We start from the raw sequence: 22,386 nt of genomic DNA, 5'->3' as shown, positions 1-22,386 counted from the left end.
ACTTACAGACCCGTTTTGTGCGCACGCGCAGTAAAGAAGATACCCGACGGGCTTTCGGCCTCGATCTCACGTAGTTTTTCGAAGCTACGCGTGTCATAAACCATGACCTTGTTCGCATCGCGCACACTGATCCAGACCTCGTGCCCGCGCGGAGTGAATTCCATGTGCAAAACGGCAGGGCCGGGCTTGAATTCGTGGATGATCTGTTTGCTGACGGTATCGATGACCTGAATGGTATCGTTCAGCGGGTGGGCAAAGTTAACCCAGACCTGCCGCCCGTCCGGGCGGGCCATGGCAAAGACCGGCTGTCCGTAGGTTTGCGTGCGTCCGGTCTCGGTCAGGGTGGTGGCGTCGATCCACAAAACCTCGTGGAGGCCAACGGCGGGCAAGACAAATTCGGACCCTGTCAGCGCCCAACCTTCCAGATGGGGCATCTTGTAGACCGGCATTTCCTCCTGACCACGGCCATAGCCGGGTAGAACGCGGATCGGTTCCGGGTTGTCGGACCACAGATCAAGCGCGGTCAGACCATCCTCGCCAAACAGGCCGGTGATATAGGTGCGGCCATTGGCAGTGATCAGCGCGTCATAAGGGTTCTTGCCGATATCGGGGATCTTGGTGACCTCGGGCGCGCCTTGTGCGAAATCCGCGATCCATGTCTCACCCGTGTCCCACATGGTGAAAACGAAACGGCGACCCGGCGCGTCGACCAGACCAATCGTTTTGCTGCCGGTGGGAATGTCAGCCACCATCTCCAGCGTTTGCGCATCAAACACGCGCACACCGCCGGGTTCGTAATTCGATACAGCTACAAGGGCGCCATCGTCCGAGATTGCGCCGCCAATGGCGTTTCCGGACTGCACAACACGGTTCACGATCTGGCGGGTGACGATGTCAACCTTGGTCAGGCCTCCGTCACGGCCAAAGACATAGGCAAAACGTTCATCCGGTGAATAGACCATCGAGGCGTGGGACAGATCGCCCAATCCTTCTATCCGGGCCAGAGCTGCACGGTCGGACTGGTCCACCAACAGGACCGATCCGCTGGCACGTTCGATCACCAGCCCAAGGTCTCCTGTTGCCATCGGCTCGGCCTGGGCCGTGGTCATCATCAATGTCGCCGCAAGGCTGAGGAAAAGGTGTTTCATTGTGCCTCCTGTTCCAGCAGGTATCGGGCAATCCATTCGGCCTCTTCTTCGCTGATCAGGGGCCGCCACGGGGGCATCGCCGTATCGGGGATGCCGTCAAGGATGACGCCGGTCAAAACCTCGGCGTCATAATGCTCCAGTGTTTTCGAGCGCAGATCAGGCCCCAGGCCGCCTTTCAGCGACAACCCGTGGCACGAGCCGCAATCCTGATGCACAAGTCTTTTCAGTGCGTTGGGATCAATGACATCGGCAGCAAAGGCGGAAGTTGCGGCCAGAACCGCAGTTGTCAGAAAGGTTTGGGCAACCCACCCCTTGTGGCCGGGCACATTTCTGTTCGGCGCGGGACACGGCATATGTTTTCTGCACCCCAGCTTAGCCATGGGCCCGTTCCAGAATGGTCGCCACGGGCTGTTCGGCGTAGAGTGAGACAACTTTGCCGATGATGAAAAGCGTTGGTGCCTTCAACCCGGAGGTGCGCACGTCGTTGGCCAATTGGTCCAGCCGTGACACCAGCCGGCGTTCATCAGGTGTCGTCGCATTTCCGATGGCCAGAACCGGTGTTGATCCCGGTAGGTTTTCGGTCATCAGCCCCATGGCGATCTGGCCGATATTGGCCACACCCATATAGACCACCAGTGTCGTGTCCGGGTCGGCCAGTCGTTTCCAGTCCAGATCCAGCACTTTGTCTGCCTGCCGGTGTCCGGTAACATATTGAACCGAGGTGGCCAGACCGCGATGGGTCAGTGGCACGCCGGTCGAACAGGACGCGCCCTGCGCCGCCGTGATCCCCGGTGCGTATTCGACTGCCACGCCATGGGCCATCAGATAAGCGGCTTCTTCCGAGCCGCGGCCAAAGATCATCGGATCGCCACCTTTCAGACGGGCGACCGTGTGACCTGCGCTGGCCTCTTCCAGAAGGATTTCGTTGATCCGGTCCTGTGGGACGGTGTGGCATTTGGGCGCTTTCCCAACAGGGATCAGCCGCGCGCCTTCGGCGTGCAGATTCAGGATATCAGCAGACACCAGCCTGTCATAGATCACCACATCTGCTTCCTGCAGCATTCGCAGGGCACGCAGCGTCATCAGCTCGGGGTCGCCGGGGCCTGCACCAATCAGAAAAACCTTACCGCTCATGTTCAAACTCGCTGGGTCTGAATGTCTTCGAAACCCGGGGTTTCCTGCGCGAATCCAATGCTTTTGCGGGACGTTGCTGGGTAGGCCGGGCGTGTCATGACGGCAGATTGGCGCAATCGAAAACCAACCTCCTTGACATAAGTTAAGGAGCGCGGGATTTGCGCCCGCGCCCCTCTGTTCAGCCTATGAAAAACCCGGGATCAGGGCTCGACAGTGATCATCCCGATCATGTTCTGTGTCTCCCAATGGGGCCCGCAGAGATAATCCTGAGGGCCGGGTGTCAGGAAGGTCATTTCAACCGTTTCTTCCGGGAACAACCGGTCGCTTTCGGGTTCGCTGCCATCTTTCAGCAACACACTGTGGCTGGTGCGCTTGTCGACATTCACCCATCGGACAGTTGTACCTGCCTTTACGGTCAGTTCAAACGGGCAGAAATTGTAGTTGTACATCAAAACCACTTTGGCGTCCTCGACCGAGGCCGAGGGGTGGCCGAACAGCTCGACATAACGCTCTTCGGCTTCGGCGCAGATCTCGGCGGTTTCATCTGACCAGGCTGGCGCGGCAAGAAGCAGCAGCGCGGGAAGAAGGCGGTGGGGTTTCATGGTCCATGTCTCCTTTCCAAAGTAATTGGGGCCGGGAGAACCGGCCCCAAACTGTTATTGCTTGACCACGTTGATAAACGCGCTGTCGTCGTCGAGCGCTAGGCTGGTATCCAGCGTTACGTGGTGGAACCGTGCGGCGGCAAAGTCATCATGGATTGCAAAACCGACCGTATAGGTTTGACCGGCCTCCAGCGGGACATCGCCGGGTGCGCCGGAGTTCAGCGGACGTGTGAAAACAACCGTCCACATGCCACCAGACAGGTTTGCCGAGGCTGCAATCTCACCATCATTGACCACCCGCTGTTCCAGCAGGTAACCATTTGTGGCGCTGCCGTCCGCGTAGACACGCATCAGGTCAAGATAGGTACCATCAGCCAGATACTGCTCGATTTGTTCGGCGGCCTGCAACTTGTCCCAACCGCCCAAAGCCTTGCCGCCTCGACCTTTGATCTCGATCTCGGTGCGGCTTTCGCTGAGGTACTTGGTCACGGTGTCCTGAGCGGTCAGGCGACCGGAAACATCCCGGTTTGCGGCAATTGCATCGGCCTCAGGCGCAAAGGGCATATAGGTGTTGTCGGCGTGGCACGACGCCCAGCACCCGACCTGATCGCCCAGTTCGATACCGGTTCCAGTGATCATCATAGCGACCTTGATCTGGTTTTCAGGATCCATTTTGCCGCCATCGACAAACGGAGCAGGGTTGTGCCCCGCATCCGGCCATTGCAGACGGATGTACAGGTTTTCGTCATCATGTGCCGCCTGAACGGTTGCGTCGATCACACCGCGTTTGCCGGGGATCGGAGTGGGTTCCAGCTCGCCACCGGCAACGATCTTGTTACCAATCGCATCCAGTTCCTTGGCATGACAGGTCGAACATTGATCGCCACCTTTGGTCAGCGGACGGGCCCCGCCATGGGTTTTTCCGTTCTGCACCCATTCAAACGACGCCTGGCCTGGATAGAACAGTTTCAGGTCCGCACTGGCCACCGCATTCCAGTCGATGTTGGCACCGACATCGCCGCTTTCACTGCTGGCAGGTGTTGCCGAACCATCGGTTGCAGCCGCTGCCCGCTCTTCCGCGACAGCGGCATCAACTGCTGCCGCAATCTGGGCCTGAACGGCCTCCTGCTGGGCTTTCTTTGCAGCTTTCTCAGCCTCGGCCTCGGCAGCTTCCTTGGCTTCGATCCGCTCAAGGCTGGCAAGGTATTCTGGCGGAATTGGTCGAATGAAGGCCGGATTTGGCGCTTCAAGCTCTTCCAGATATTCGTCGGATGCGCGGTCTCGGATGTTCGAGTGTGCAATACCCTTGTGGCAGTCGATACAGGTCTGACCGGTTTCCATTGCGTTCAGGTGCTGCTGACGTGCACGCGGACGCTGGAATTCAGGCATCATCGATTCAAAGTCATGGCAGTTTCGACATTCACGCGAGTCCGTCGATTTCATCCTCTCCCACTCATTCATGGCAAGATGAATGCGCTTGGCTTCGAATTTCTCTCGGGTGTTGATGGTGCCGACCATCTTTCCATAAAGCTCTTTTGAGGCTTTTATTTTGCGGATGATTTTGTGGGTCCAGTCCTTGGGCACGTGACAGTCCGAGCAGACCGCACCAACGCCCGACCGGTTCACGTCATGGATCGTGCCCTGATATTCCGCATAAACAAAATCCCGCATCTCGTGGCACGAGACACAGAATTCCTTGGTATTCGTGGCTTCCATGGCGGTGTTGAACCCACCCCAGAAGATGATGCCGGCGGCGAAAGCCGCAGCAATGCCGGCCACGGGCATTCCCCACAGGAAATACCGGCGCCAGATCGGTTTTTTCTTTTCCGGTTCGGAAGTCATATCCGGGCTCCGTTTTGGCTGTCTTGTCTGGCCTTGGGTGGCAGGCCGGTGAGTTTGGCGGATCTGTCAAACGAGGAAAGGGCGGGCGAGGGGCCCGCCCTTTCCGGTTTAGGTTACGAACCCGTCAGGTGACGTGGTTCGACCGGTTGTGGACATTGAATTTGCCGGTTGGCGCATAAAGCCCGTCAATCCGACCGATTTCTTCCAATGTCTTGGCGTCGAAGATCACAATCTGACCGTTGGGTTCCTTCGAGTCCGACAGGTTCCACTTGGAAACCCAGACCTCGGTACCATCGGCGTTGAATTCGAAGTGAACAGCGGCGCTGCCTTCATCTTCGGTGATCTGGATCGTTTTCACGATCTCGCCGGTCTCTTTCGAGATGACCTGAACCGATTGTTGAATTTCCGGCTCGGGGTGTTTGGTCTGGTCAGCCCAGATGTAATCCGAGTTCGGATGGGTGCGGACAAACAGGCCGGGACCGTCGGTTTCCACCTCGTAACAGGTTTTCCACGCCTGATCCGGGTGGCCTTCTGGGTCGTTGCCCCAGACTGTCACGGTACCGACACCCAGGTGGGTTGTGCCCGCCACAGGTCCGCAGTTCGGGTCAATCCAGTTTGCGCCCGGGCCGGGGTGCGGCAGGGCAGCGGTGTCGATCATCGCCTCAAGCTTGTGCGTTTCGGTATCGACAACGACCATCTTGTTCGATGCGTTTGCCGCGATCTGGAAGTACCGGCCTGTCGGGTCGAAGAACCCGTCGTGCAGGAACTTGGCCGAGTTGATCTTGTCAATCCGCAAGTTGTCGAGGTCGGTGTAGTCAACCTGCCAGAGCTGACCCAGCTCTTTCACGGCAACGATCCAGGTGGGTTCGTTCGGCGTGGTGTAGATAGCGGCCACACGGGCTTCTTCCACATACTCGCCATCTACGTTTGTGCCACGGGTCGAAACGACTTTGACCGGCTCCATGGTCTGCGCATCAACGATCGCAAAGTGAGGCGGCCAGTACCCACCACCGATGACGTATTTGCCGTCACCGGACACGGCGACATCGCGCGCGTCATAGGCGATCTTGACTTCCGAAACCAGCATCTTGTCCGGCGTTTGCCAGAGGTCGATCTTGGTCATCTTGCCGTCACGGCCCATTGTGTACCAGAAACGTCCAGGTGTTTCGGGTTCGGTGATGTTGTGATGTTCCGAAGCCTTCAGGACGTGCACGGCATAGCCGGTCGGAATATGCGTCAGCACTTCTTTCGTGTCACCGTCGATGACGGCAACCTTGCCCACATCGCGTTCGATGACGACAAAGAAGTTTTCCCAGTTGCGGCCGTGAAGCGGCTCGGTCGGGTAGTCTGCTTCTTCGACGTAAACCTTGCGGGTTGCCTTCATCTGTTCCAGCGACATTTCAGGCGGCTTTGGGGCCTCCATCATGATGTAGGTCGCCATATCCTTGATTTCCTGCTCGGACATGATGTCCGAGAAGTTGTTCATCCCGCCTTCAGTTCCCCAGGCGATGATTTTCTCAAGGCGTTCCTGACCCAGTTTCAGGGTGCCGCCTTCGGTTACGGTGCCGTCGGCTGCGGTCTTCTTCCAATGCGGCTCCAGGTTTTTACCGGTAGCGCCTTTGCGCAAAACCCCGTGGCAGCCTGCACATTGTTCAAAGTACAGTTGTTTCGAAGCTTCAAAGGCTTCGTCGCTAAGTGTTGGCTCGTCGGCAAAAGCTGGAGCAGCGACGCTGCCCAACAACATTGCCAATCCGACCCCAAAAGCGCGGCCGGTCTTGTTGTAGCTGATTCCAAGTGACATGATCACTCTCCATTTGCGTGGTGAGGCAATGCGGAGACTGATCCATCACGGGATTGTCATCCTTGACCAAAGTCAACGGGCGCGGCGCTAACTTCGTTCTTTGGGCAAAAACCAGACGCAGATTTCAGCAATAAAACCTGTTTTTTTCGCACATGTTTTTGTCGTCTTGATTTCGGTTAAGTGCCCGAATCCCGTCGGACAGTACTGCTTGTTGAAGGACGAGATGGGCCATGGAGAGCAGGCATGTCATCTGCAATATCGCGCATTTTCAGCGAAGGCTTTCGGGTATTTTTCCTTTCTGCCGGTCTTTATGGTGTGTTTGCTGGTGTCGCCTGGGGTGTTTGGCTGGCCTCACTGGATGGGCTCTTACCCTATGCCGAGCAAAGTTATGGAATGCCCCCGGTCATGTGGCATGCCCATGAGATGATTTTTGGCTATGCGACGGCAGCACTGGGTGGGTTTTTTCTGACCGCAGTTCCAAACTGGACCGGCACGCCCGAAGTGCGGGCGCGCTTTGTTACGATCGTAGCGCTGATCTGGATGGCGGGGCGGTTGGCGGTGTGGTTTTCAGGATCGCTCTCTCCGATTACCGTCGCGATTGTTGACCTGAGCTTTGTTCCGATTCTTGTCCTGAAAATTGCTAGCCAGCTGGTACGAAGGCCCAAGCCACAGAACATGATATTTCTGTATCTTCTGAGTTTGGTGTGGGTGGCCAACCTGATGGTTCATCTGGAATGGATAGGTGTCGCCGCAGACACGTTGAATACCGGCGTGCGAGCAGGGCTGCTGACCTTGTGTTCAATGATAGCGATACTGGGGGGACGTATTACTCCAGCCTTTACGCGCAATGCAATGAAACGCGAGGGTGTTCCCGAGGCCCTGTGGCCGGCTTCAAACGCGGCGCTGGAAAAGGCCGTGATGGCGCTGGCCCTTGTGCTGCCGTTGTTGGTGCTGACCTTGGGCAGTGTTTTCTTGGCGGGTATCTGCGCGTTGTTGCTGGGCGGCGCCCAGCTGATGCGCATGGCAAGGTGGAGAGCGGGTTGGGCGCTGCGGCAGCCGATCCTGATTGCTCTGCACCTGGGCCTGATGATGCTGGCCCTTGGGTTGTTGCTGTGGGGGTCTGCCGTCATCGGATATGGTAATGAGATCGGCGCGCTGCACATTTTGGGGATCGGGTGCGTTGGTGGCATGACCCTTGCCGTCATGAGCCGCGCCGCCCTTGGCCACAGTGGCCGCCCCCTTGTTGCACCGTCGCCTATGGCGGTCGGATACGGGCTTATGGCGGCGGCGGCTTTGGTCCGCTGGCTGGGGTCCGGGCTGGCAGGTGGCTATATGGTGGCCATGCTGACGGCTGACGGGCTTTGGATTGCCGCAATTGGGTTGTACCTGTTTGCCATGTGGCCGGCGCTGACAGGCCCGCGCGCAACAAAGCAGGGCTGACCCGTTCGTTTCGCCGCGGCTTGCCGTTTCAGGATATCAAGGGGCGTTCGTTCTTGACGTGACGCTGGACGAGCGCGCGTGCGCGTCTTCCTTTTGCGGGTATTTGCCGCGCAGCCTGAGGGACGTGCCCCGGTTTAGCCAGTTCCGGAAACAGAGTGAAGATCTCCTCTCGGGCGTCTGGGTGAACGCTGGACAGGGCCTGCGCACCAGTGAACAGGCTCTCTGACGGGGCCCCTTCCGCGTAGATGATTTCATGACGGTCGAACAGCAAATGGAAATACGTGACTGACACGGTTTCGTCTGCGACACAGATTCCGGGGCTGGCAACAAGTATGTGGGCCGGAACAAGGATTTCTTCGGTGTCAAACATTCTGACGGCGATCCGGGATCGAACCAGCATACGGTGCTGTGGCGAAACAAGCAGGTCGCGCCGTGGTACCCGATCGCCCAGTGAACCGGCCTCGATCCGAATGGGTTTCAGCCTGGGACGGGCGCGAAGCGCCGCTTGATCCAGATGCCGCGTGCCGATCCAACGTACATGTTGTGACCCATTGTCGGCAGTCATGACCATGTCACCCACCTTCAGATCCTCGATGGGCATCGGACCTTCTGGCGTCATTATAAGTGTTCCGGCAGTAAAGCACGGCACGTCAATGATGGCAGCCGGGTCAGTTGTGTCGGGCGCATTGGTCGGCGTGACATTCACGATGTTCATCGAGTAGGTCGTGCCGGGCACAAGTGGTTCAGAGGTTATGTAGCCGCCCAAAACACCGTCAACTTCGACGCGATAAACAGTGATTGTGCCTCCGCCTGGTTTGGACAGAATGTAGGATTCTTCCAGGTATATTGAGCCACTCAAAAAGGTGGTCGAACCATCGAGGGTGGTAATAGTACCGGTCTGCGTCAGGTCATCGCCGTCTTCGTCGTCAAAGCGGTCACCGTTGAAAACATCCCCTGTATCGACAACAGGTGGTCCACCTCCGTTTTGAACAAAACCACCAGCTGCGTCAGTCACGCTAAACAAACGACGATCCGTGTCGGGATCAAAATTGACATCCAACGTAACCGTGTCCGGCCCGATCGTATTCACCGTGATTACACCAGGCGTATAACCGATATAGGAATAGTTCGCCATTTCCACCCATCAATCTTTGAAACGAAATAAACACCTGTTTTCTCAAGCGCTTGAATAAGTTCGCCAAACAATAAAGTCGATGCGAAAATGCTCAGAATTGGCTGAGATTTCAAGGCGATCCCAAGGTCATTTCGTTATTCTCGCTGTTTGCGGATGTCTGATCGCGTTTCTGAGCATACTTGAGAAGTCTTGACTTTCGTTAAGGCAAACCCTGCGCTCACCCTTCATGTTTCATGCACTAGCTAATCTGCGCAAAGGAGAGCGCGATGCGAGAAGTCATGACAAAGAGCATGGCTCGCAACATATTCTATGGCGGGTCACTGTTCTTCATCCTCATCTTTCTGGCTCTATCAGCCCATTCACATCTGTATATCGTCAATTCCGAAAATGCCGCGAAGCTCGACGAAAGTGTGGTTCGGGGCAAACATGTTTGGGAAAAACACGCCTGTATCAACTGCCACACGATCCTTGGTGAAGGGGCGTACTTTGCCCCTGAGGTCGGCAATGTGATGACACGTTGGGGCGTGTTGGACGACCCGGAATCGGCCTTTGAATCCCTCAAGGGCTGGATGGAGGCACAACCCACCGGCATTCCCGGTCGTCGGCAGATGCCGCAATTCAACCTCAGCGACGAAGAGATCCGGGATCTGACCAACTTCCTGATCTGGACGGACAACATCGACGCTCAGGACTGGCCGCCCAACGAGGCTGGCTGAGAAGGGGAATGGAGCAATGAAATACGAATCCCAAAAAATCGCCTATGCCTACTTTGCGGTAGCCATGGCACTGTTCGCGATACAGGTGATCGGCGGCCTGCTGGCCGGCTTCATCTATGTATTCCCTAACTTCCTGAGCGAGCTTCTGCCGTTCAACATCGTGCGGATGCTGCACACCAACGCGCTGATCGTCTGGTTGATACTGGGCTTTTTCGGTGCGGCCTATTTCCTGATCCCGGAAGAGGCCGAGCGTGAAATCCACTCGCCCAAGCTGGCCTATTTGCAGCTGATCATTCTTGTGGTCGGTACGTTGGGCGTGGTTTTGACCTATGTCTTCAACCTGTTCGAAGGCAACTGGTTGCTGGGCAAAGAGGGGCGCGAGTTCCTTGAGCAACCCAAATGGGTCAAGGCCGGTATCGTCGTTGCCGCTCTGATGTTCCTTTACAATGTGTCGATGACCGTTCTGAAGGGGAAGAAGACTGCAATAACCAATATCCTGTTGTTGGGCCTGTGGGGTCTGGCGCTGCTGTTCCTGTTTGCCTTCTACAACCCAGGCAACCTGTCTCTGGACAAGCAATACTGGTGGTATGTTGTCCACCTGTGGGTCGAAGGTGTGTGGGAACTGATCATGGCGTCGATCCTGGCCTACCTGATGCTGAAGCTGACCGGTGTGGACCGTGAGGTGGTCGAAAAATGGCTTTATGTCATCGTGGCCGCTGCACTGTTCTCGGGAATTCTTGGAACAGGTCACCACTACTATTGGATCGGCACCCCCGGTTACTGGCAGTGGATTGGGTCGATCTTCTCAAGCCTCGAGGTGATCCCGTTCTTCGCGATGATGGCCTTTGCCTTCGTCATGGTCTGGAAAGGCCGTCGTGACCATCCCAACAAGGCCGCTCTGCTGTGGTCGCTGGGCTGCGCAACGCTTGCCTTCTTCGGTGCTGGTGTCTGGGGCTTCCTGCATACGCTGCACGGGGTAAACTACTATACCCACGGCACACAGATCACTGCGGCCCACGGTCACCTGGCCTTCTACGGTGCCTATGTTTGCCTCAACCTGGCGATCTTCAGCTATGCGATGCCGATCCTCAAGAACCGTGATCCTTACAATCAGGTGCTGAACATGGGATCGTTCTGGCTGATGACCAGCGGTATGGTCTTTATGACCTTCGTGCTGACCTTCGGCGGAACCGTGCAGACGCACATGCAACGTGTGGTCGGAGATTACTTCATGGACGTACAAGACCAGATCGCAATCTTCTACTGGATGCGTCTGGGTTCCGGTATCGTCGTGGTCCTTGGCGCGCTGCTGTTCATCTACTCGATCTGGGTTCCCCGGAAAGAAGTTATTGAACCCGGCGCCGCCGAAACCCCTGCGGAGTGATGATGGATATGGATGGCTCCATAAAACTGAATGAGGGGGCGGCAAACGCCCCCTTCTACCTGCCCCAAGGCGATGAATGCGATGTGTTCACCGCGGCTTATAACAACGACTTGCCAGTTCTGCTGAAAGGTCCGACGGGCTGCGGCAAGACCCGCTTTGTGGCCCACATGGCCGCAAAACTTGGCCGCCCGCTTTATACCGTAGCCTGCCATGATGATCTGGCGGCTGCCGACCTGATTGGCCGTTATCTGCTGAAAGGCGGGGAAACCGTCTGGGTCGATGGCCCCCTGACCCGCGCAGTGCGCGAAGGCGCGATCTGCTACCTCGACGAGGTGGTCGAGGCCCGTAAGGATGTGACTGTCGTTCTGCACCCGCTGACCGATGACCGGCGCATCCTGCCAATCGACCGCACCGGCGAAGAGCTTGAGGCCGCACCTGGCTTTATGCTGGTGGCGTCGTACAACCCCGGATACCAGAATATCCTGAAAACCTTGAAACCCTCGACCCGGCAGCGGTTCATCTCTTTGGAGTTTGATTTCCCATCCGCGCAGATGGAAGCCGAAGTGGTCGCACAGGAAAGCGGTCTGCCGCTGGAACGTTGCAAGCCGCTGGTTCGGCTGGCGGGTAAGCTGCGCGGGCTCAAGGGTCAGGATCTTGAGGAAGGCGTTTCCACCCGACTGGTTGTTTATGCCGCAACACTTATCGCACAAGGCATGTCCACCGACCGCGCCATCCTCGCGGCCATGATTGAACCTCTGACAGATGACGAGGATATCAAACGCGGGCTCCTCGATCTTGTTACGGCTGTCTTTGGGTGAGGCCGGCCGATGGTCAAGATCGATTTTGAGCCATGGGAACCCGAAGAAACGATCGGGAAACTGTGGCACACCCTTGCCAGCCGCCTCGATGCACCCCAGGTGCACGATGGAGCCGCGGTCGACCTCTCTGAGGTCGCGGGGCGACTGGCCGTCCTCTTTCGAGGGCTGGGCGGTGGTCCGGGCGTAGAATTGCGCCCGGTCTCGCCCGAGGTTTCACATCACCGCCTAAGTTGGCGTCGGCGTCTGGCGACCGAAGTGGAGCTGATGCCGCGCGCTTCGTTTGATGGTGAAGTCTTGCGCTTGCCGGACCGGTTGGCGGTTTTTCCTGCGCGCGAAGCCAATGGCGCGCTGTATGTCTGGCTGGCCGCTGCGGCTGCCCATGCCGGAACGCGAATAGATGAAGACGATCCGCTGCGCGCCGACCTGCGCGCGCTGATCGCCGCGCAGAGAATGGTTGATGCGACGCTGGACGACGCCCCCGGCCTGCGCCCGCTTTACACTGAACTTTGCAAGGGCGTGCTGCATCAGCGCGATATCCCCAACCTGCCACCGATTGAGGACGCAGTTGAAGAGCTGATCCGCCATAAGTTGGGTGACCCTCAACCGCTGTCGGCGAAAGCCGAGCAGCTTCTGACACTGGACGAGGACCTGATCGCCCCTCGCGGCTATCAGCCTATGCGCCCGGTTCCCCTGTGGCCCGAACTGCGCGCAGTTGGCTTTTCCGAACATAACGAGGTGGAAAACCCCGAAACTGAAGGTCCACCCGAGGAATCCGGTGAGAAAACCCACCGCGCCCGTCGTCGCAAATCGGATCAGGCCGAGCGCAGCGACAGTTTCATTCTGCATAAGTTCGAAGCCATCCTCAGCTGGGCCGAGTTCCTGAACATCAACCGCCGCATCGACGATGATGATCCCGACAATGCCAAGAAAGCGGCCGATGACCAGGAAGAGATTGGCCTGGGTCAGATATCAAAAGCCCCGCCAACGCGGCTGAAACTGCACCTTGATCTGGCACCCGAGGATGTGAACCGGGAGCGTCTGTCCGGTCGCATCCTTTATCCCGAATGGGACGTGCGCTCGGGCCGATATCTAGCAGATCACGTCAACGTCCTGCTGTCGGATGCGGATATCCGCGACGATGCTGCTGCGTTTGGCAAGGACCCTGCCACCGCCCGCCGTATCCGCGCGGTCAAACGCCAGTTCGAGGCGCTGCGCCCTGGGCGCGTGATGACACGCGGCCATCTGGACGGTGACCAGTTGGATATCGAAGCCGCCGTGCGCGCCGAAACTGACCGTATGGCCAGTGGCGAAAGCAACGACCGCATTTGGCAACAATCCCGCCCCGAGGCGCGCGACCTGGCAGTCTCGATCCTGCTGGATGTCAGCCGGTCCACTGAAAGTGCCGTAACCGGTCGCGCCGTGATCGACATTGAACGTGAAGCCCTGGCTGCTTTGGCCTGGGGCCTGAACGCCTGCGGTGACGATTTCGCTATTCATGCCTTCAGTTCGCTGAAACGTCAGCGCGTCTATATCCAGCGATGCAAACGGTTTGATGAGCCGATGGGCGCCAAAGTTGAACAACGTATCGCGTCACTGCGACCCGGTCACTACACGCGGCTTGGGGCCGCGATCCGCCACTGTTCAAAGGATCTGGCAAGTCAGACCCGCAAACGCCGCCTGTTGCTGGTGATCACCGATGGCAAACCCAATGACCTTGACCATTACGAAGGGCGTCACGGTATTGAAGACACGTGCATGGCCGTGCGTGAGGCACGCCGCGCCGGGCAATCGGTTTTTGGTGTCACCATCGACAAAACCGGCAAAAGCTGGTTCCCCCGCATGTTCGGACAGGGCGGTTTCGCTGTTATCCCAGACCCGCACCGCCTGACCATGGCGTTGCCGCAAATATATCGCCAATTGGTCGGTGCATGAGCGAAACCTCCTTCATCGACGAGCTTCCGGGCGAATTGCTGATGTGGGTTCTGATTATCAGTGAGCTGCTGGTTTTTGGTGCCGGGCTGATCGCGTTCATGGGCGTTCGCCTGACCGACCCTGCAGGCTTTGCCGAGGCGCAATCGCATCTTTATCGAACAGGTGCAGCCTTTAACACTGCAATACTGGTCACATCTGGCTACCTGGCCGCGCAGGCCCTGAACTGGCGCCGCGCAGCATTCCGGTTCAAGGCCAGGCTTGCCCTGACAGGCGCGGCCGTACTTGGGATCGCATTCCTGGTTATCAAAAGCGTGGAATATGCTGGAAAGGCTGGGCAGGGCATTACCTATGAAACCCACCCGTTTTTCATGTTCTACTACCTGCTGACAGGATTTCACGCGGCGCATGTTCTGGCCGGGGTGGGTATCCTGTTGCTGGTCGCGTGGCGCGATGATCCTCGTAACATCGAGGCGGGCGCACAGTTCTGGCACATGGTCGATCTGGTCTGGATCCTGCTGTTTCCTGTGATTTATCTTCTGGGATAAACAATATGTCGGCAACTTCATCTTTTGCTAAATACTCCCGCCGGAGGCGTCCGAACTCACTCATCGGCGCGTGGCTGGCGCTTTTGGCGCTCAGTCTGGCTTCAACGCTTTTGACCCTGATGAAAACGCCTGACGCACTCATTGCAGGCGGTATCCTGCTCTTTGCCCTGATCAAAACCCGTGTGATTCTGGCCCGATATCTGGACCTAGCTGAAAGCCCGGGCTGGCTGCGTGGCTTCACCTTGGTTCTGACGGGGTTCTCTGCTGTGATCTTCGCACTTTACCTGATCTGAAAAAAGCCGCCCCTAAAAGGGACGGCAGGTTACCAAGCAAAGGGACGCTTAGGTTATTGTGCGGCCATTGGCATCCGCGCGATTTGACAGCGCTGCCACAGCGCCGACAGGGCGCCCACCAGATGATCGATGTCCTCATCCGTATGAACGGGTGACGGCGTGATCCGCAGGCGCTCGGTTCCTTTTGGAACCGTGGGATAGTTGATCGGCTGAATGTAGATGCCAAACTCCTCAAGCAGGGTGTCCGAAATGAATTTACACTTCACAGGGTCGCCAACCATCACCGGGATGATATGGCTGGGGTTGGGCAAATGTGGAATGCCCTCGGCATCCAATCGGGCGCGCACCTGCGCCACGCGGGTCTTTTGCAAGTCACGCTCTGTACTTGAATGCTTCAAATGCCGGATCGATGCGGCAGCGCCGGCTGCAATCGATGGGGGTAGGGCAGTCGTGAAGATGAAGCCACTGGCAAAGCTGCGGACAAAATCACACAGCGCGGCTGAGGCCGCGATATACCCACCAACCACGCCGAACGCTTTGCCCAATGTACCTTCGATGACCGTCAGGCGATCCATCAATCCATCGCGTTCAGCAATCCCGCCACCGCGCGGGCCGTAAAGGCCGACGGCATGAACCTCGTCCAGATAGGTCATCGCGCCGTATTTGTCAGCCAGATCGCAGATTTCCTTGATGGGGGCGATATCGCCATCCATGGAGTAAACCGATTCAAAGGCGATCATCTTGGGTGCGTCGGGATCCGCTGCGGCCAATTTGGCGTCCAAATCCGCCAAGTCGTTATGTTTCCAAATCACCTTCTGGGCACGCGAATGCCGGATACCTTCGATCATCGAGGCGTGGTTGAGCGCGTCAGAAAACACGATCAGCCCAGGAATTCGCGCGGCCAATGTCCCCAAAGCAGCCCAGTTCGACACATATCCCGAGGTGAACAGCAACGCGGCTTCTTTCCCATGCAGATCAGCCAGCTCAGCCTCAAGCAGAACGTGATCATGCGTGGTGCCCGAGATATTGCGCGTACCGCCAGCACCTGCTCCGCAGCGATCCAGTGCGTCGTGCATGGCAGAGATCACCGAAGGGTGCTGCCCCATGCCCAGATAGTCATTTGAGCACCAGATCCGCACATCCCGCTGAACCGGCCCGTCGGTTTGACGCGCGTTCGGAAACGCGCCACGACGGCGTTGCAGGTCGATGAAAATCCGGTAGTTGCCTTCGTCTTTCAAAGTGTCGAGGCTCTGGCTGAAAAATTGCTCGAAGTCCATCTGGCGTGCTCCCCGGATAACTGAAATTTCGTTGAACCTATGCCAGTGGCGCCCGCCCTTACATGACAATAGTCAAGTTGGAGACCGAGAAAAGGGTGGCACCCCCGCGCTGGCTTTGGCATAGCATGTCTCGGGGTTGATCATCCGGGGGTGTTCCCGGAGCGGACGAATAAGGGGCTGCCTTCTTGTCACACGAGGCACAAAAGATAATTGCGCGGCAGTCACTGCTCTTGCGAAGCCTGCCAGAGCAACATGTCGATACTCTGCTGCGTCAGGCCGTCTGGCGGCAATACGACCGGGGCGAGACGATCTTTCTGCAAGAGGAAGAGGCCAAGGCCGTACATGTTGTACTGGCTGGTTGGGTCAAGCTGTTTCGCATTTCCCCGACCGGTGCCGAAGCCGTGGTGAGCGTTTTCACGCGTGGTGAAAGCTTTGGCGAAGCCGTTGCGCTGCGCAATGTGCGCTATCCCGTTTCGGCCGAGGCGGTATCTCCCTGCGAGATCATGCACATCCCAAGTCCGGTGCTGCTTTCGCTGATGAAGCAAGACCCGGAAATCTGCGTATCGATCCTGGCGGCCACATTCACGCATCTGCATTCCCTGGTGGCGCAACTCGAACAGCTCAAAGCCCAGACGGGCGCGCAGCGTGTCGCGGAATTCCTGCTGAACCTGTGTGATTGCGATGCCGGCCAGTGCGAAGTTGAACTGCCGTATGACAAGATGCTGATCGCCGGGCGTCTGGGGATGAAACCCGAAAGCCTGAGCCGCGCTTTTTCGAGGTTGAAACCAGTCGGGGTTAAGATCAACCGAAACCACGCGGAAATTGCAGATATGGATGTACTGCGGAATTACGCGGAAAGCGACCCGAGCGAGAAATAGAGCCGCGTGGCCGTTGCTCTGTATAGTAAACTGGCCATTTCCGGTCTGCGATCTTTCCGGCAATCACTATCTTTCCTATTCTTGCTGGATATGCCCTATCGGGCGTGATGCTGAATGGGTGAGTTGATGGAACACAGGCATGACGATTGAACAGCTACTGGCCGGTTTTCCCCGCGCGAGACTGATGACAGCTGCTACACCGATCGAACGGCTTGATCGTCTGTCCGACCAGCTTGGTCTGGATCTGTGGATCAAGCGGGATGATCTGACAGGGTTGAGCTTTGGCGGCAACAAGACCCGACAGCTTGAATTCTATATGGGCGAGGCACAAAAACAGGGGGCAGATACCATTCTGATCACCGGCGCTGTGCAATCCAATTTCGTGCGCACGGCTGCCATGGCTGCATCGAAGCTTGGGATGGAGGCCGTGCTTCAATTGGAAGAGCGTGTGCCGGATATGGGAGAACATTATTATTCCTCGGGAAATGTACTTCTGGCCCGGCTTCTGGGTGCCGAGCACATGCGCTACGATACCGGAGAAGACGAGGCCGGGGCCGACAATGCCCTTCACGCGCGGGCAGATCAGCTGATCGCTGAGGGCCGAAAACCATATGTAATTCACTTGGGCATCGATCATCCGCCCTTGGGGGCGTTAGGTTATGTGGCCGGGGCTGCCGAACTACTGGATCAGATCGCCGATTTCGACGTGGCGGTGGTGCCATCCGGCAGCGGTTCGACCCACGGCGGGTTTTTGGCCGGGCTGCGGCTGGCTGGCAACACGGCACCTGTTTATGGCATCTGCGTTCGCCGCGACCGCCACCAGCAACATGCGCGGTTGCAAAAGGTATTGGAACGGTTGGCGGGTATGATGAAGTTTGACCCGGCTCTGGTCATGAATGACATCCTCACATGGGACGGCACATTGCCCCCTGGATACGGGCGGATAGGTCCGTCCACACGGAGGGCGCTTGAACAGATGGCGCGTGCCGAGGGTGTTTTTCTTGATCCGGTCTACTCGGCCAAAACCTTTGCAGGTTTGTTGGAATTACTTGAAAACGGCACAATTCAACAGGGCCAGAAAGTTGTGCTGTTGCATACGGGTGGGCAACCGGCGCTGTTCGCATATCGGGAAGAGCTGTTCCCGGCCTGAGAGCCATCCGAGAAGCCACTATAGCGGAAGTCGCGCTTGGCCAGCCAACCCGTCGTTTCGAAGCACGCGACGCGGTTTCACGTGACCTATGTCAATGACAGCACCGCGGATGTCGTGTCGGTTGAGCGAGCCTAGCCCACCTTAGAATAGGTGGAAGACATGTTCGCAGAGTTGGAGGCTGGATATGGCTGATGGATGCGGCTGTGATCGACACGCGCATATGTATCTGAGCGTGGATGAGGCCCTGCGCCGGGGCCTGTCCGCTGCTGATCCGATCACAGAAGCGGAAACGCTGCCTTTGGCCGCTGCAATTGGGCGAATTCTGGCCCGCGACTGTTTCAGTAAAGTCGATATGCCCGCTTTCGACAATTCGGCAATGGATGGCTATGCGGTTCGAACAGCCGATCTTGGCGATACCGACCTGTTCCAGATGCCGGTGGCGGGTCGCATCGCGGCGGGGGACAGCGGATCTCATGCTGCACCTGCGGGCAGAGCGCTGAGGATTTTTACCGGAGCGCCCGTTCCCTCTGATTACGACGCCATCGTCATGCAGGAAGATTGTGATGTTGTAGAGGGGCAAATTCGCTTCAGCCGCCGTCCAAAGCCTGGGCAACATATCCGGCGTGCCGGTGAAGACCTTCATGCCGGAGCGCCGATCCTGCGGCGCGGCTGCGAGATTGGCCCGCGTGAGGTGGCAGCCCTTGCATCCGCCGGGTATGGCGAGGTCGTGGTCCTCCGCAAGCTGAAGGTTTCGATCTTTTCAACCGGCAGTGAGTTGCGCCAACCGGGTGAGCCCCTTGGGCCGGGGCAGATCTATAACTCGAACCGTTACATGCTGCTTGCGCTGTTGCAGAAACCCTGGATTGAACTCACGGACCGGGGGCAGGTTGAAGATGACCCCAAGCTTTTGAAACAGGTCTTGCTGGACGCGACTGAAACCTCTGACCTGATTATCACAACCGGTGGTGTTTCTGTCGGCGATGAAGATCATATGCCGCGTCTGTTCACCGAGATCGGTGGCGTGACGGATGTGGTGAAAGTCGCAATGAAACCGGGCAAGCCTATCATGTTCGGTCGACGTGGCCGTGCGCTTTACATTGGCCTGCCGGGCAACCCGGTTTCTGCTTTTGTGACCTGGCAAATTATCGGATCGCAGATGATGGCGCGCCGCGCCGGTCTGCACCACACACCGCACGCAGCCGTACAAGCAGTTCTGTCGGAACCTTTGTACCGCACCGCGGGCCGACAGGAATACCGCCCGGTTCAGATTGACGGTTACACACCGGACGGACGGCCCCGATTGCGTCTGATGGAGCCGTCCTACAGTGGTCGTGTTGCTTTGCTTGCGCAAGCGGATGGATTGGCGATCATCCCGGCAGAAGTGACGGAATATCCCGAAGGGCAACGCCTTGAGCTATTGCGGTTTTAAGCCCTAAGCGCTTTTCCTGCGGCATCAAAGGGCGGTTCATGCAGGATTGTGGCCCTGTGTGGGCGCCCCAGAACCATAACCTCGACCTCATCACCTGGCTGGGCATTTTTCACATATCCCAAGGCCAACGACATTCCGACGGTGTAGCCATAGGTGCCCGAGGTCACCCGGCCGATCCCTTCACCGTTCTTGAAGATCGGCTCGCCACCGGTCGCGTCGGCGTTAGATGCTGTCACATCCGCTTCGTTCAGGTGCAGGATCACCAGGTGTTCCCGAGCCGGGTTCTGCAATACTTTCTGCGCAGCTGCCTTGTTGAGGAAGTCCTTTTCGAATTTGCAGAGGCGATCAAGATCCACTTCATGCGGCCAGTATTCCGGGCTGTATTCGCGGCTCCAAGACCCATATCCCTTTTCGACCCGCATAGACATTAGTGCCCGGCTGCCAACAGGGCCAGCCCCGAACTCTTTGCCTGCCTCAAGCAAGGCATTGTACAGCCGGGCCTGATCTTGGGTGTCGCAATGCAGCTCCCACCCCAGATCGCCAGTAAAGGAGACACGCAGGGCAAGGACCTGGACTCCCGCCAGCTCGATCTTGGCGGACCGCATGAACGGGAAATCTTCGGTTGCCAGCGATGTGTTGGTCAGACGTTGCAGGATGTCACGGGATTTGGACCCGGCCACGTTAAAGCCGCACATCGCTTCGGTTTTGCTTTCGAAAGTGGTGCCCTCAGGCAGCGGAACCTGTTTGAAAAAGCGTTTGTGATACCGTTCTGCCATGCCCGAGCCGATCACCCAGAACTCGTCATCAGCCACGCGGGTGACGGTAAAGTCGCCTGCAATACCGCCGCGCTTTGAAATCAGTGGGGTCAGACAGGACCGACCAACGGTTTTGGGCATGGTGTTGGCAAAGACGGCGTTCAGCCAGTCTGCCGCACCCGGACCCTTGCAGACATATTTGGCGAAATTCGAGATATCGATGATCCCGGCACGGTCGCGCAACATCCTGCATTCCTCGCCCACCGGTCCCCACCAGTTCTGACGGGTAAAGCCATTGGTGTCTTTGGTGCCGGGCGTTGCGGCAAACCACAGCGGATGTTCCCAACCGGCGTTCAGGCCAAAAACCGCGCCCATGGCTTTCTGCGCCTCATAGATCGGGCGAACCCGTGCCGGACGACCGGCGCTGCGTTCTTCATTAGGGAAATGGATCGCGAACCGATGACTGTACTGATCCGCCACGCGCGCTTTGGTGAATGCCTTGGTGGCCCAGCTGTCAAAACGCGCCAGATCCCAGGCGAACATGTCGTATTCCGTTTCACCCTCGATGATCCATTGCGCTGCCATCAGGCCCATGCCACCCGATTGCGAGAAGCCGGGGATGATACCATTGCAGCAGAAATAGCCGTCGACCTCGGGCACCGGCCCCATCAGAACGTTCGAATCCGGAGACCAGATCATTGGGCCGTTGATGACACGCTTGATCCCGGCTTCGCCAACCGCGGGCAGGCGTTCGATGGCGTTCATCATGTTCTCTTCGATCCGTTCCAGATCATCAGGGAACAGGTCGTGGGCAAAATCCAGCGGCGTGCCTTCTTCGGCCCAGAACCTCATGTCTTTCTCATAAGCGCCGACCAGCAAGCCGTTACCTTCCTGACGCAAGTAATATTCGCCATCCCGGTCTGACACAGATGGCAGGCGGGTGCCGTGGCTTTTCACATCCGCCATGGATTCGGTTACGAAATACTGGTGCTCTGTAGGTTGCAGCGGCAGTTCGATTCCAGCCAGTGCAGCAACCTCGCGCCCCCACAGGCCCGCTGCGTTCACCACCCAGCGTGTCCTGATGTCACCTTTTGGCGTTCTGACGATCCAACTACCATCCTCCTGCTGCTCGGTTGCGGTGACCGGAGTGAAACGGTGAATCTGCGCCCCACGTTGACGTGCGCCGACCGCATAGGCATTGGTCACGCCCGACGGGTCCACATTGCCGCCATCGGGTTCGAACATCACGCAACGGATACCGTCGTAATTGACCAGCGGGTTCAGCTTCTGGGCTTCCTCGATGCTGATCTCATAGAAATTCATGCCATACAGCCTGGCCTTTGCGGCCTGTAGCTTCAGCTGATGTTCGCGCTCTTCTGTCTGGGCCAAGTATAACGAGCCGGGCTGGAATACTCCGCAGCTTTGACCGGTTTCAGCTTCCAGCGCTTTATACAGGCTCATCGTGTAATGCTGGATGCGGCTGATATTGGTACTGTCGTGCAATCCGTGAATGTTGGCGGCTGCGTGCCAGGTTGACCCCGAGGTCAGCTCGTCCCGCTCTAAAAGAACAACATCCGACCATCCCAGTTTGGTCAAATGATACAGGATCGAGCACCCGATCACTCCTCCGCCGATGACCACGGCCTGAGCTTCGTTTCGCATTTTGGCTATCTCGCGCGTTTTCGTTCGCGCCTGTTCTTTCATGAAGACTGGCCCATCGACAATGTCGACAAAATTCGAGATCGAATGAAGTCAGCTAAACTCAAACTTTGAAAATTGCCTAGCGGCGCGATACGCTTAAGCAAATGAGCTCGTCAGAACGTCAATCGGTGTGCGCGGCCACGTTCAAACAACTTCAGGTTCAACTCATCTGCTTCCGGCGCGCCGTATTCCAACGCAAACACAAATGCGTGGGTCAGATAGAAGCACGCGGCTTCATGATGCTGGCGCTCTTCGGCGAGAATCGCCGCTTGGTGATACAGCCGGATCAATGCGGGTACATCTTTTTCCGCATGGGCCCGCAAGAGGTGTTTGTCGAGTTCGTCCAGATCCACTGTGACCCTTTCAGCGAATTCACAGGCTGTCCACTAGGAGACAAAAGACGCAA

General features: G+C 57.5%; 20 protein-coding genes. 10 read left to right on the top strand and 10 right to left on the bottom strand.

The features are described from left to right. Positions 1-2 precede the first annotated feature (2 nt). From ACR0LL_RS17195 to ACR0LL_RS17170, 6 genes are all read right to left on the bottom strand, one after another. Entirely contained in the window at positions 3-1,148 is a 1,146-nt protein-coding gene (locus ACR0LL_RS17195) for a cytochrome D1 domain-containing protein (protein ID WP_480588476.1), read from the bottom strand. Next, positions 1,145-1,528, bottom strand: coding sequence for a c-type cytochrome (locus tag ACR0LL_RS17190; RefSeq protein WP_480588474.1), 384 nt, complete (start codon positions 1,526-1,528; stop codon positions 1,145-1,147). Before ACR0LL_RS17190 ends, ACR0LL_RS17195 begins: the two co-directional genes overlap by 4 nt. After that, entirely contained in the window at positions 1,521-2,282 is a 762-nt protein-coding gene (gene cobA, locus ACR0LL_RS17185; RefSeq protein WP_480588472.1) for a uroporphyrinogen-III C-methyltransferase, read from the bottom strand. Before cobA ends, ACR0LL_RS17190 begins: the two co-directional genes overlap by 8 nt. Before the next feature lie 200 nt (positions 2,283-2,482). After that, positions 2,483-2,884 (bottom strand): cupredoxin domain-containing protein, encoded by a 402-nt coding sequence (locus ACR0LL_RS17180; RefSeq protein WP_480484312.1) that lies wholly within the window; start codon positions 2,882-2,884, stop codon positions 2,483-2,485. Positions 2,885-2,938: 54 nt separating this feature from the next. Further along, complete coding sequence (locus ACR0LL_RS17175) at positions 2,939-4,726, bottom strand: NapC/NirT family cytochrome c (protein WP_480588470.1); 1,788 nt, start codon at positions 4,724-4,726, stop codon at positions 2,939-2,941. Positions 4,727-4,850: 124 nt separating this feature from the next. After that, positions 4,851-6,527 (bottom strand): cytochrome D1 domain-containing protein, encoded by a 1,677-nt coding sequence (locus ACR0LL_RS17170; RefSeq protein WP_480484314.1) that lies wholly within the window; start codon positions 6,525-6,527, stop codon positions 4,851-4,853. A 243-nt stretch (positions 6,528-6,770) separates the two neighbouring features. Between ACR0LL_RS17170 and ACR0LL_RS17165 the strand changes: the two genes are divergently transcribed. Then, positions 6,771-7,967 (top strand): NnrS family protein, encoded by a 1,197-nt coding sequence (locus tag ACR0LL_RS17165; protein ID WP_480588468.1) that lies wholly within the window; start codon positions 6,771-6,773, stop codon positions 7,965-7,967. Positions 7,968-7,995: 28 nt separating this feature from the next. Here ACR0LL_RS17165 and ACR0LL_RS17160 read toward each other — a convergent pair whose 3' ends face one another. Continuing rightward, positions 7,996-9,102, bottom strand: a complete 1,107-nt coding sequence (locus ACR0LL_RS17160; RefSeq protein WP_480588466.1) for a Hint domain-containing protein — start codon at positions 9,100-9,102, stop codon at positions 7,996-7,998. A gap of 266 nt (positions 9,103-9,368) precedes the next feature. Here ACR0LL_RS17160 and ACR0LL_RS17155 point away from each other — a divergent pair, with 266 nt between their 5' ends. From ACR0LL_RS17155 to ACR0LL_RS17130, 6 genes are read left to right on the top strand one after another with little or no spacing between them, the layout of a single operon-like run. Continuing rightward, positions 9,369-9,818, top strand: a complete 450-nt coding sequence (locus tag ACR0LL_RS17155; protein WP_209597154.1) for a c-type cytochrome — start codon at positions 9,369-9,371, stop codon at positions 9,816-9,818. Positions 9,819-9,834: 16 nt separating this feature from the next. Next, on the top strand, positions 9,835-11,202 hold the full coding sequence (locus tag ACR0LL_RS17150) for a cbb3-type cytochrome c oxidase subunit I (protein WP_480477361.1): 1,368 nt from the start codon (positions 9,835-9,837) through the stop codon (positions 11,200-11,202). Positions 11,203-11,210: 8 nt separating this feature from the next. After that, positions 11,211-12,020 carry a CbbQ/NirQ/NorQ/GpvN family protein gene (locus ACR0LL_RS17145; RefSeq protein ID WP_267365163.1) on the top strand — a complete coding sequence of 270 codons (810 nt, stop codon included), beginning with the start codon at positions 11,211-11,213 and terminating at the stop codon, positions 12,018-12,020. 9 nt (positions 12,021-12,029) lie between these two features. Next, positions 12,030-13,952, top strand: coding sequence for a nitric oxide reductase activation protein NorD (locus tag ACR0LL_RS17140; protein WP_480588463.1), 1,923 nt, complete (start codon positions 12,030-12,032; stop codon positions 13,950-13,952). Continuing rightward, on the top strand, positions 13,949-14,497 hold the full coding sequence (locus tag ACR0LL_RS17135; protein WP_209597161.1) for a cytochrome c oxidase subunit 3: 549 nt from the start codon (positions 13,949-13,951) through the stop codon (positions 14,495-14,497). The genes ACR0LL_RS17140 and ACR0LL_RS17135 overlap by 4 nt, the downstream gene beginning before the upstream one ends. Before the next feature lie 5 nt (positions 14,498-14,502). Further along, entirely contained in the window at positions 14,503-14,790 is a 288-nt protein-coding gene (locus ACR0LL_RS17130) for a cytochrome C oxidase subunit IV family protein (RefSeq protein ID WP_480588461.1), read from the top strand. 53 nt (positions 14,791-14,843) lie between these two features. On the opposite strand, the gene hemA is transcribed toward ACR0LL_RS17130, so the two are convergent. Beyond that, positions 14,844-16,067, bottom strand: coding sequence for a 5-aminolevulinate synthase (gene hemA / locus ACR0LL_RS17125; RefSeq protein ID WP_480588460.1), 1,224 nt, complete (start codon positions 16,065-16,067; stop codon positions 14,844-14,846). A gap of 185 nt (positions 16,068-16,252) precedes the next feature. Between hemA and ACR0LL_RS17120 the strand changes: the two genes are divergently transcribed. The 3 genes from ACR0LL_RS17120 to ACR0LL_RS17110 all read left to right on the top strand — a co-directional run bounded on the left by ACR0LL_RS17120 (position 16,253) and on the right by ACR0LL_RS17110 (position 19,524). Next, positions 16,253-16,945 carry a Crp/Fnr family transcriptional regulator gene (locus ACR0LL_RS17120; RefSeq protein WP_267365173.1) on the top strand — a complete coding sequence of 231 codons (693 nt, stop codon included), beginning with the start codon at positions 16,253-16,255 and terminating at the stop codon, positions 16,943-16,945. A gap of 139 nt (positions 16,946-17,084) precedes the next feature. Beyond that, the gene (locus ACR0LL_RS17115) at positions 17,085-18,095 is read left to right on the top strand and encodes a D-cysteine desulfhydrase family protein (protein WP_480588458.1); all 1,011 of its coding nucleotides are present in this window, start codon (positions 17,085-17,087) and stop codon (positions 18,093-18,095) included. A gap of 184 nt (positions 18,096-18,279) precedes the next feature. After that, complete coding sequence (locus tag ACR0LL_RS17110) at positions 18,280-19,524, top strand: molybdopterin molybdotransferase MoeA (protein WP_480588456.1); 1,245 nt, start codon at positions 18,280-18,282, stop codon at positions 19,522-19,524. On the opposite strand, the gene ACR0LL_RS17105 is transcribed toward ACR0LL_RS17110, so the two are convergent. Both ACR0LL_RS17105 and ACR0LL_RS17100 read right to left on the bottom strand, forming a co-directional pair. Continuing rightward, positions 19,521-21,941: a GcvT family protein gene (locus ACR0LL_RS17105; RefSeq protein ID WP_480588455.1), complete on the bottom strand. Its 2,421-nt coding sequence runs from the start codon at positions 21,939-21,941 to the stop codon at positions 19,521-19,523. The two genes, ACR0LL_RS17110 and ACR0LL_RS17105, sit on opposite strands and share 4 nt — an antisense overlap. A 152-nt stretch (positions 21,942-22,093) precedes the next feature. Next, complete coding sequence (locus ACR0LL_RS17100) at positions 22,094-22,333, bottom strand: hypothetical protein (RefSeq protein WP_480488707.1); 240 nt, start codon at positions 22,331-22,333, stop codon at positions 22,094-22,096. Positions 22,334-22,386: the final 53 nt, after the last annotated feature.

The organism is Ruegeria sp. AI2 (assembly GCF_056541275.1).
This window is presented reverse-complemented; position numbering and strand designations above follow the sequence as displayed.

Bases quoted from the DNA above. Each gene is read 5' to 3' on its own strand.
- ACR0LL_RS17195 (WP_480588476.1), bottom strand. From the start codon at position 1,148: ATGAAACACCTTTTCCTCAGCCTTGCGGCGACATTGATGATGACCACG.
- ACR0LL_RS17190 (WP_480588474.1), bottom strand. From the start codon at position 1,528: ATGGCTAAGCTGGGGTGCAGAAAACATATGCCGTGTCCCGCGCCGAAC.
- cobA (WP_480588472.1), bottom strand. From the start codon at position 2,282: ATGAGCGGTAAGGTTTTTCTGATTGGTGCAGGCCCCGGCGACCCCGAG.
- ACR0LL_RS17180 (WP_480484312.1), bottom strand. From the start codon at position 2,884: ATGAAACCCCACCGCCTTCTTCCCGCGCTGCTGCTTCTTGCCGCGCCA.
- ACR0LL_RS17175 (WP_480588470.1), bottom strand. From the start codon at position 4,726: ATGACTTCCGAACCGGAAAAGAAAAAACCGATCTGGCGCCGGTATTTC.
- ACR0LL_RS17170 (WP_480484314.1), bottom strand. From the start codon at position 6,527: ATGTCACTTGGAATCAGCTACAACAAGACCGGCCGCGCTTTTGGGGTC.
- ACR0LL_RS17165 (WP_480588468.1), top strand. From the start codon at position 6,771: ATGTCATCTGCAATATCGCGCATTTTCAGCGAAGGCTTTCGGGTATTT.
- ACR0LL_RS17160 (WP_480588466.1), bottom strand. From the start codon at position 9,102: ATGGCGAACTATTCCTATATCGGTTATACGCCTGGTGTAATCACGGTG.
- ACR0LL_RS17155 (WP_209597154.1), top strand. From the start codon at position 9,369: ATGCGAGAAGTCATGACAAAGAGCATGGCTCGCAACATATTCTATGGC.
- ACR0LL_RS17150 (WP_480477361.1), top strand. From the start codon at position 9,835: ATGAAATACGAATCCCAAAAAATCGCCTATGCCTACTTTGCGGTAGCC.
- ACR0LL_RS17145 (WP_267365163.1), top strand. From the start codon at position 11,211: ATGGATGGCTCCATAAAACTGAATGAGGGGGCGGCAAACGCCCCCTTC.
- ACR0LL_RS17140 (WP_480588463.1), top strand. From the start codon at position 12,030: ATGGTCAAGATCGATTTTGAGCCATGGGAACCCGAAGAAACGATCGGG.
- ACR0LL_RS17135 (WP_209597161.1), top strand. From the start codon at position 13,949: ATGAGCGAAACCTCCTTCATCGACGAGCTTCCGGGCGAATTGCTGATG.
- ACR0LL_RS17130 (WP_480588461.1), top strand. From the start codon at position 14,503: ATGTCGGCAACTTCATCTTTTGCTAAATACTCCCGCCGGAGGCGTCCG.
- hemA (WP_480588460.1), bottom strand. From the start codon at position 16,067: ATGGACTTCGAGCAATTTTTCAGCCAGAGCCTCGACACTTTGAAAGAC.
- ACR0LL_RS17115 (WP_480588458.1), top strand. From the start codon at position 17,085: ATGACGATTGAACAGCTACTGGCCGGTTTTCCCCGCGCGAGACTGATG.
- ACR0LL_RS17110 (WP_480588456.1), top strand. From the start codon at position 18,280: ATGGCTGATGGATGCGGCTGTGATCGACACGCGCATATGTATCTGAGC.
- ACR0LL_RS17105 (WP_480588455.1), bottom strand. From the start codon at position 21,941: ATGCGAAACGAAGCTCAGGCCGTGGTCATCGGCGGAGGAGTGATCGGG.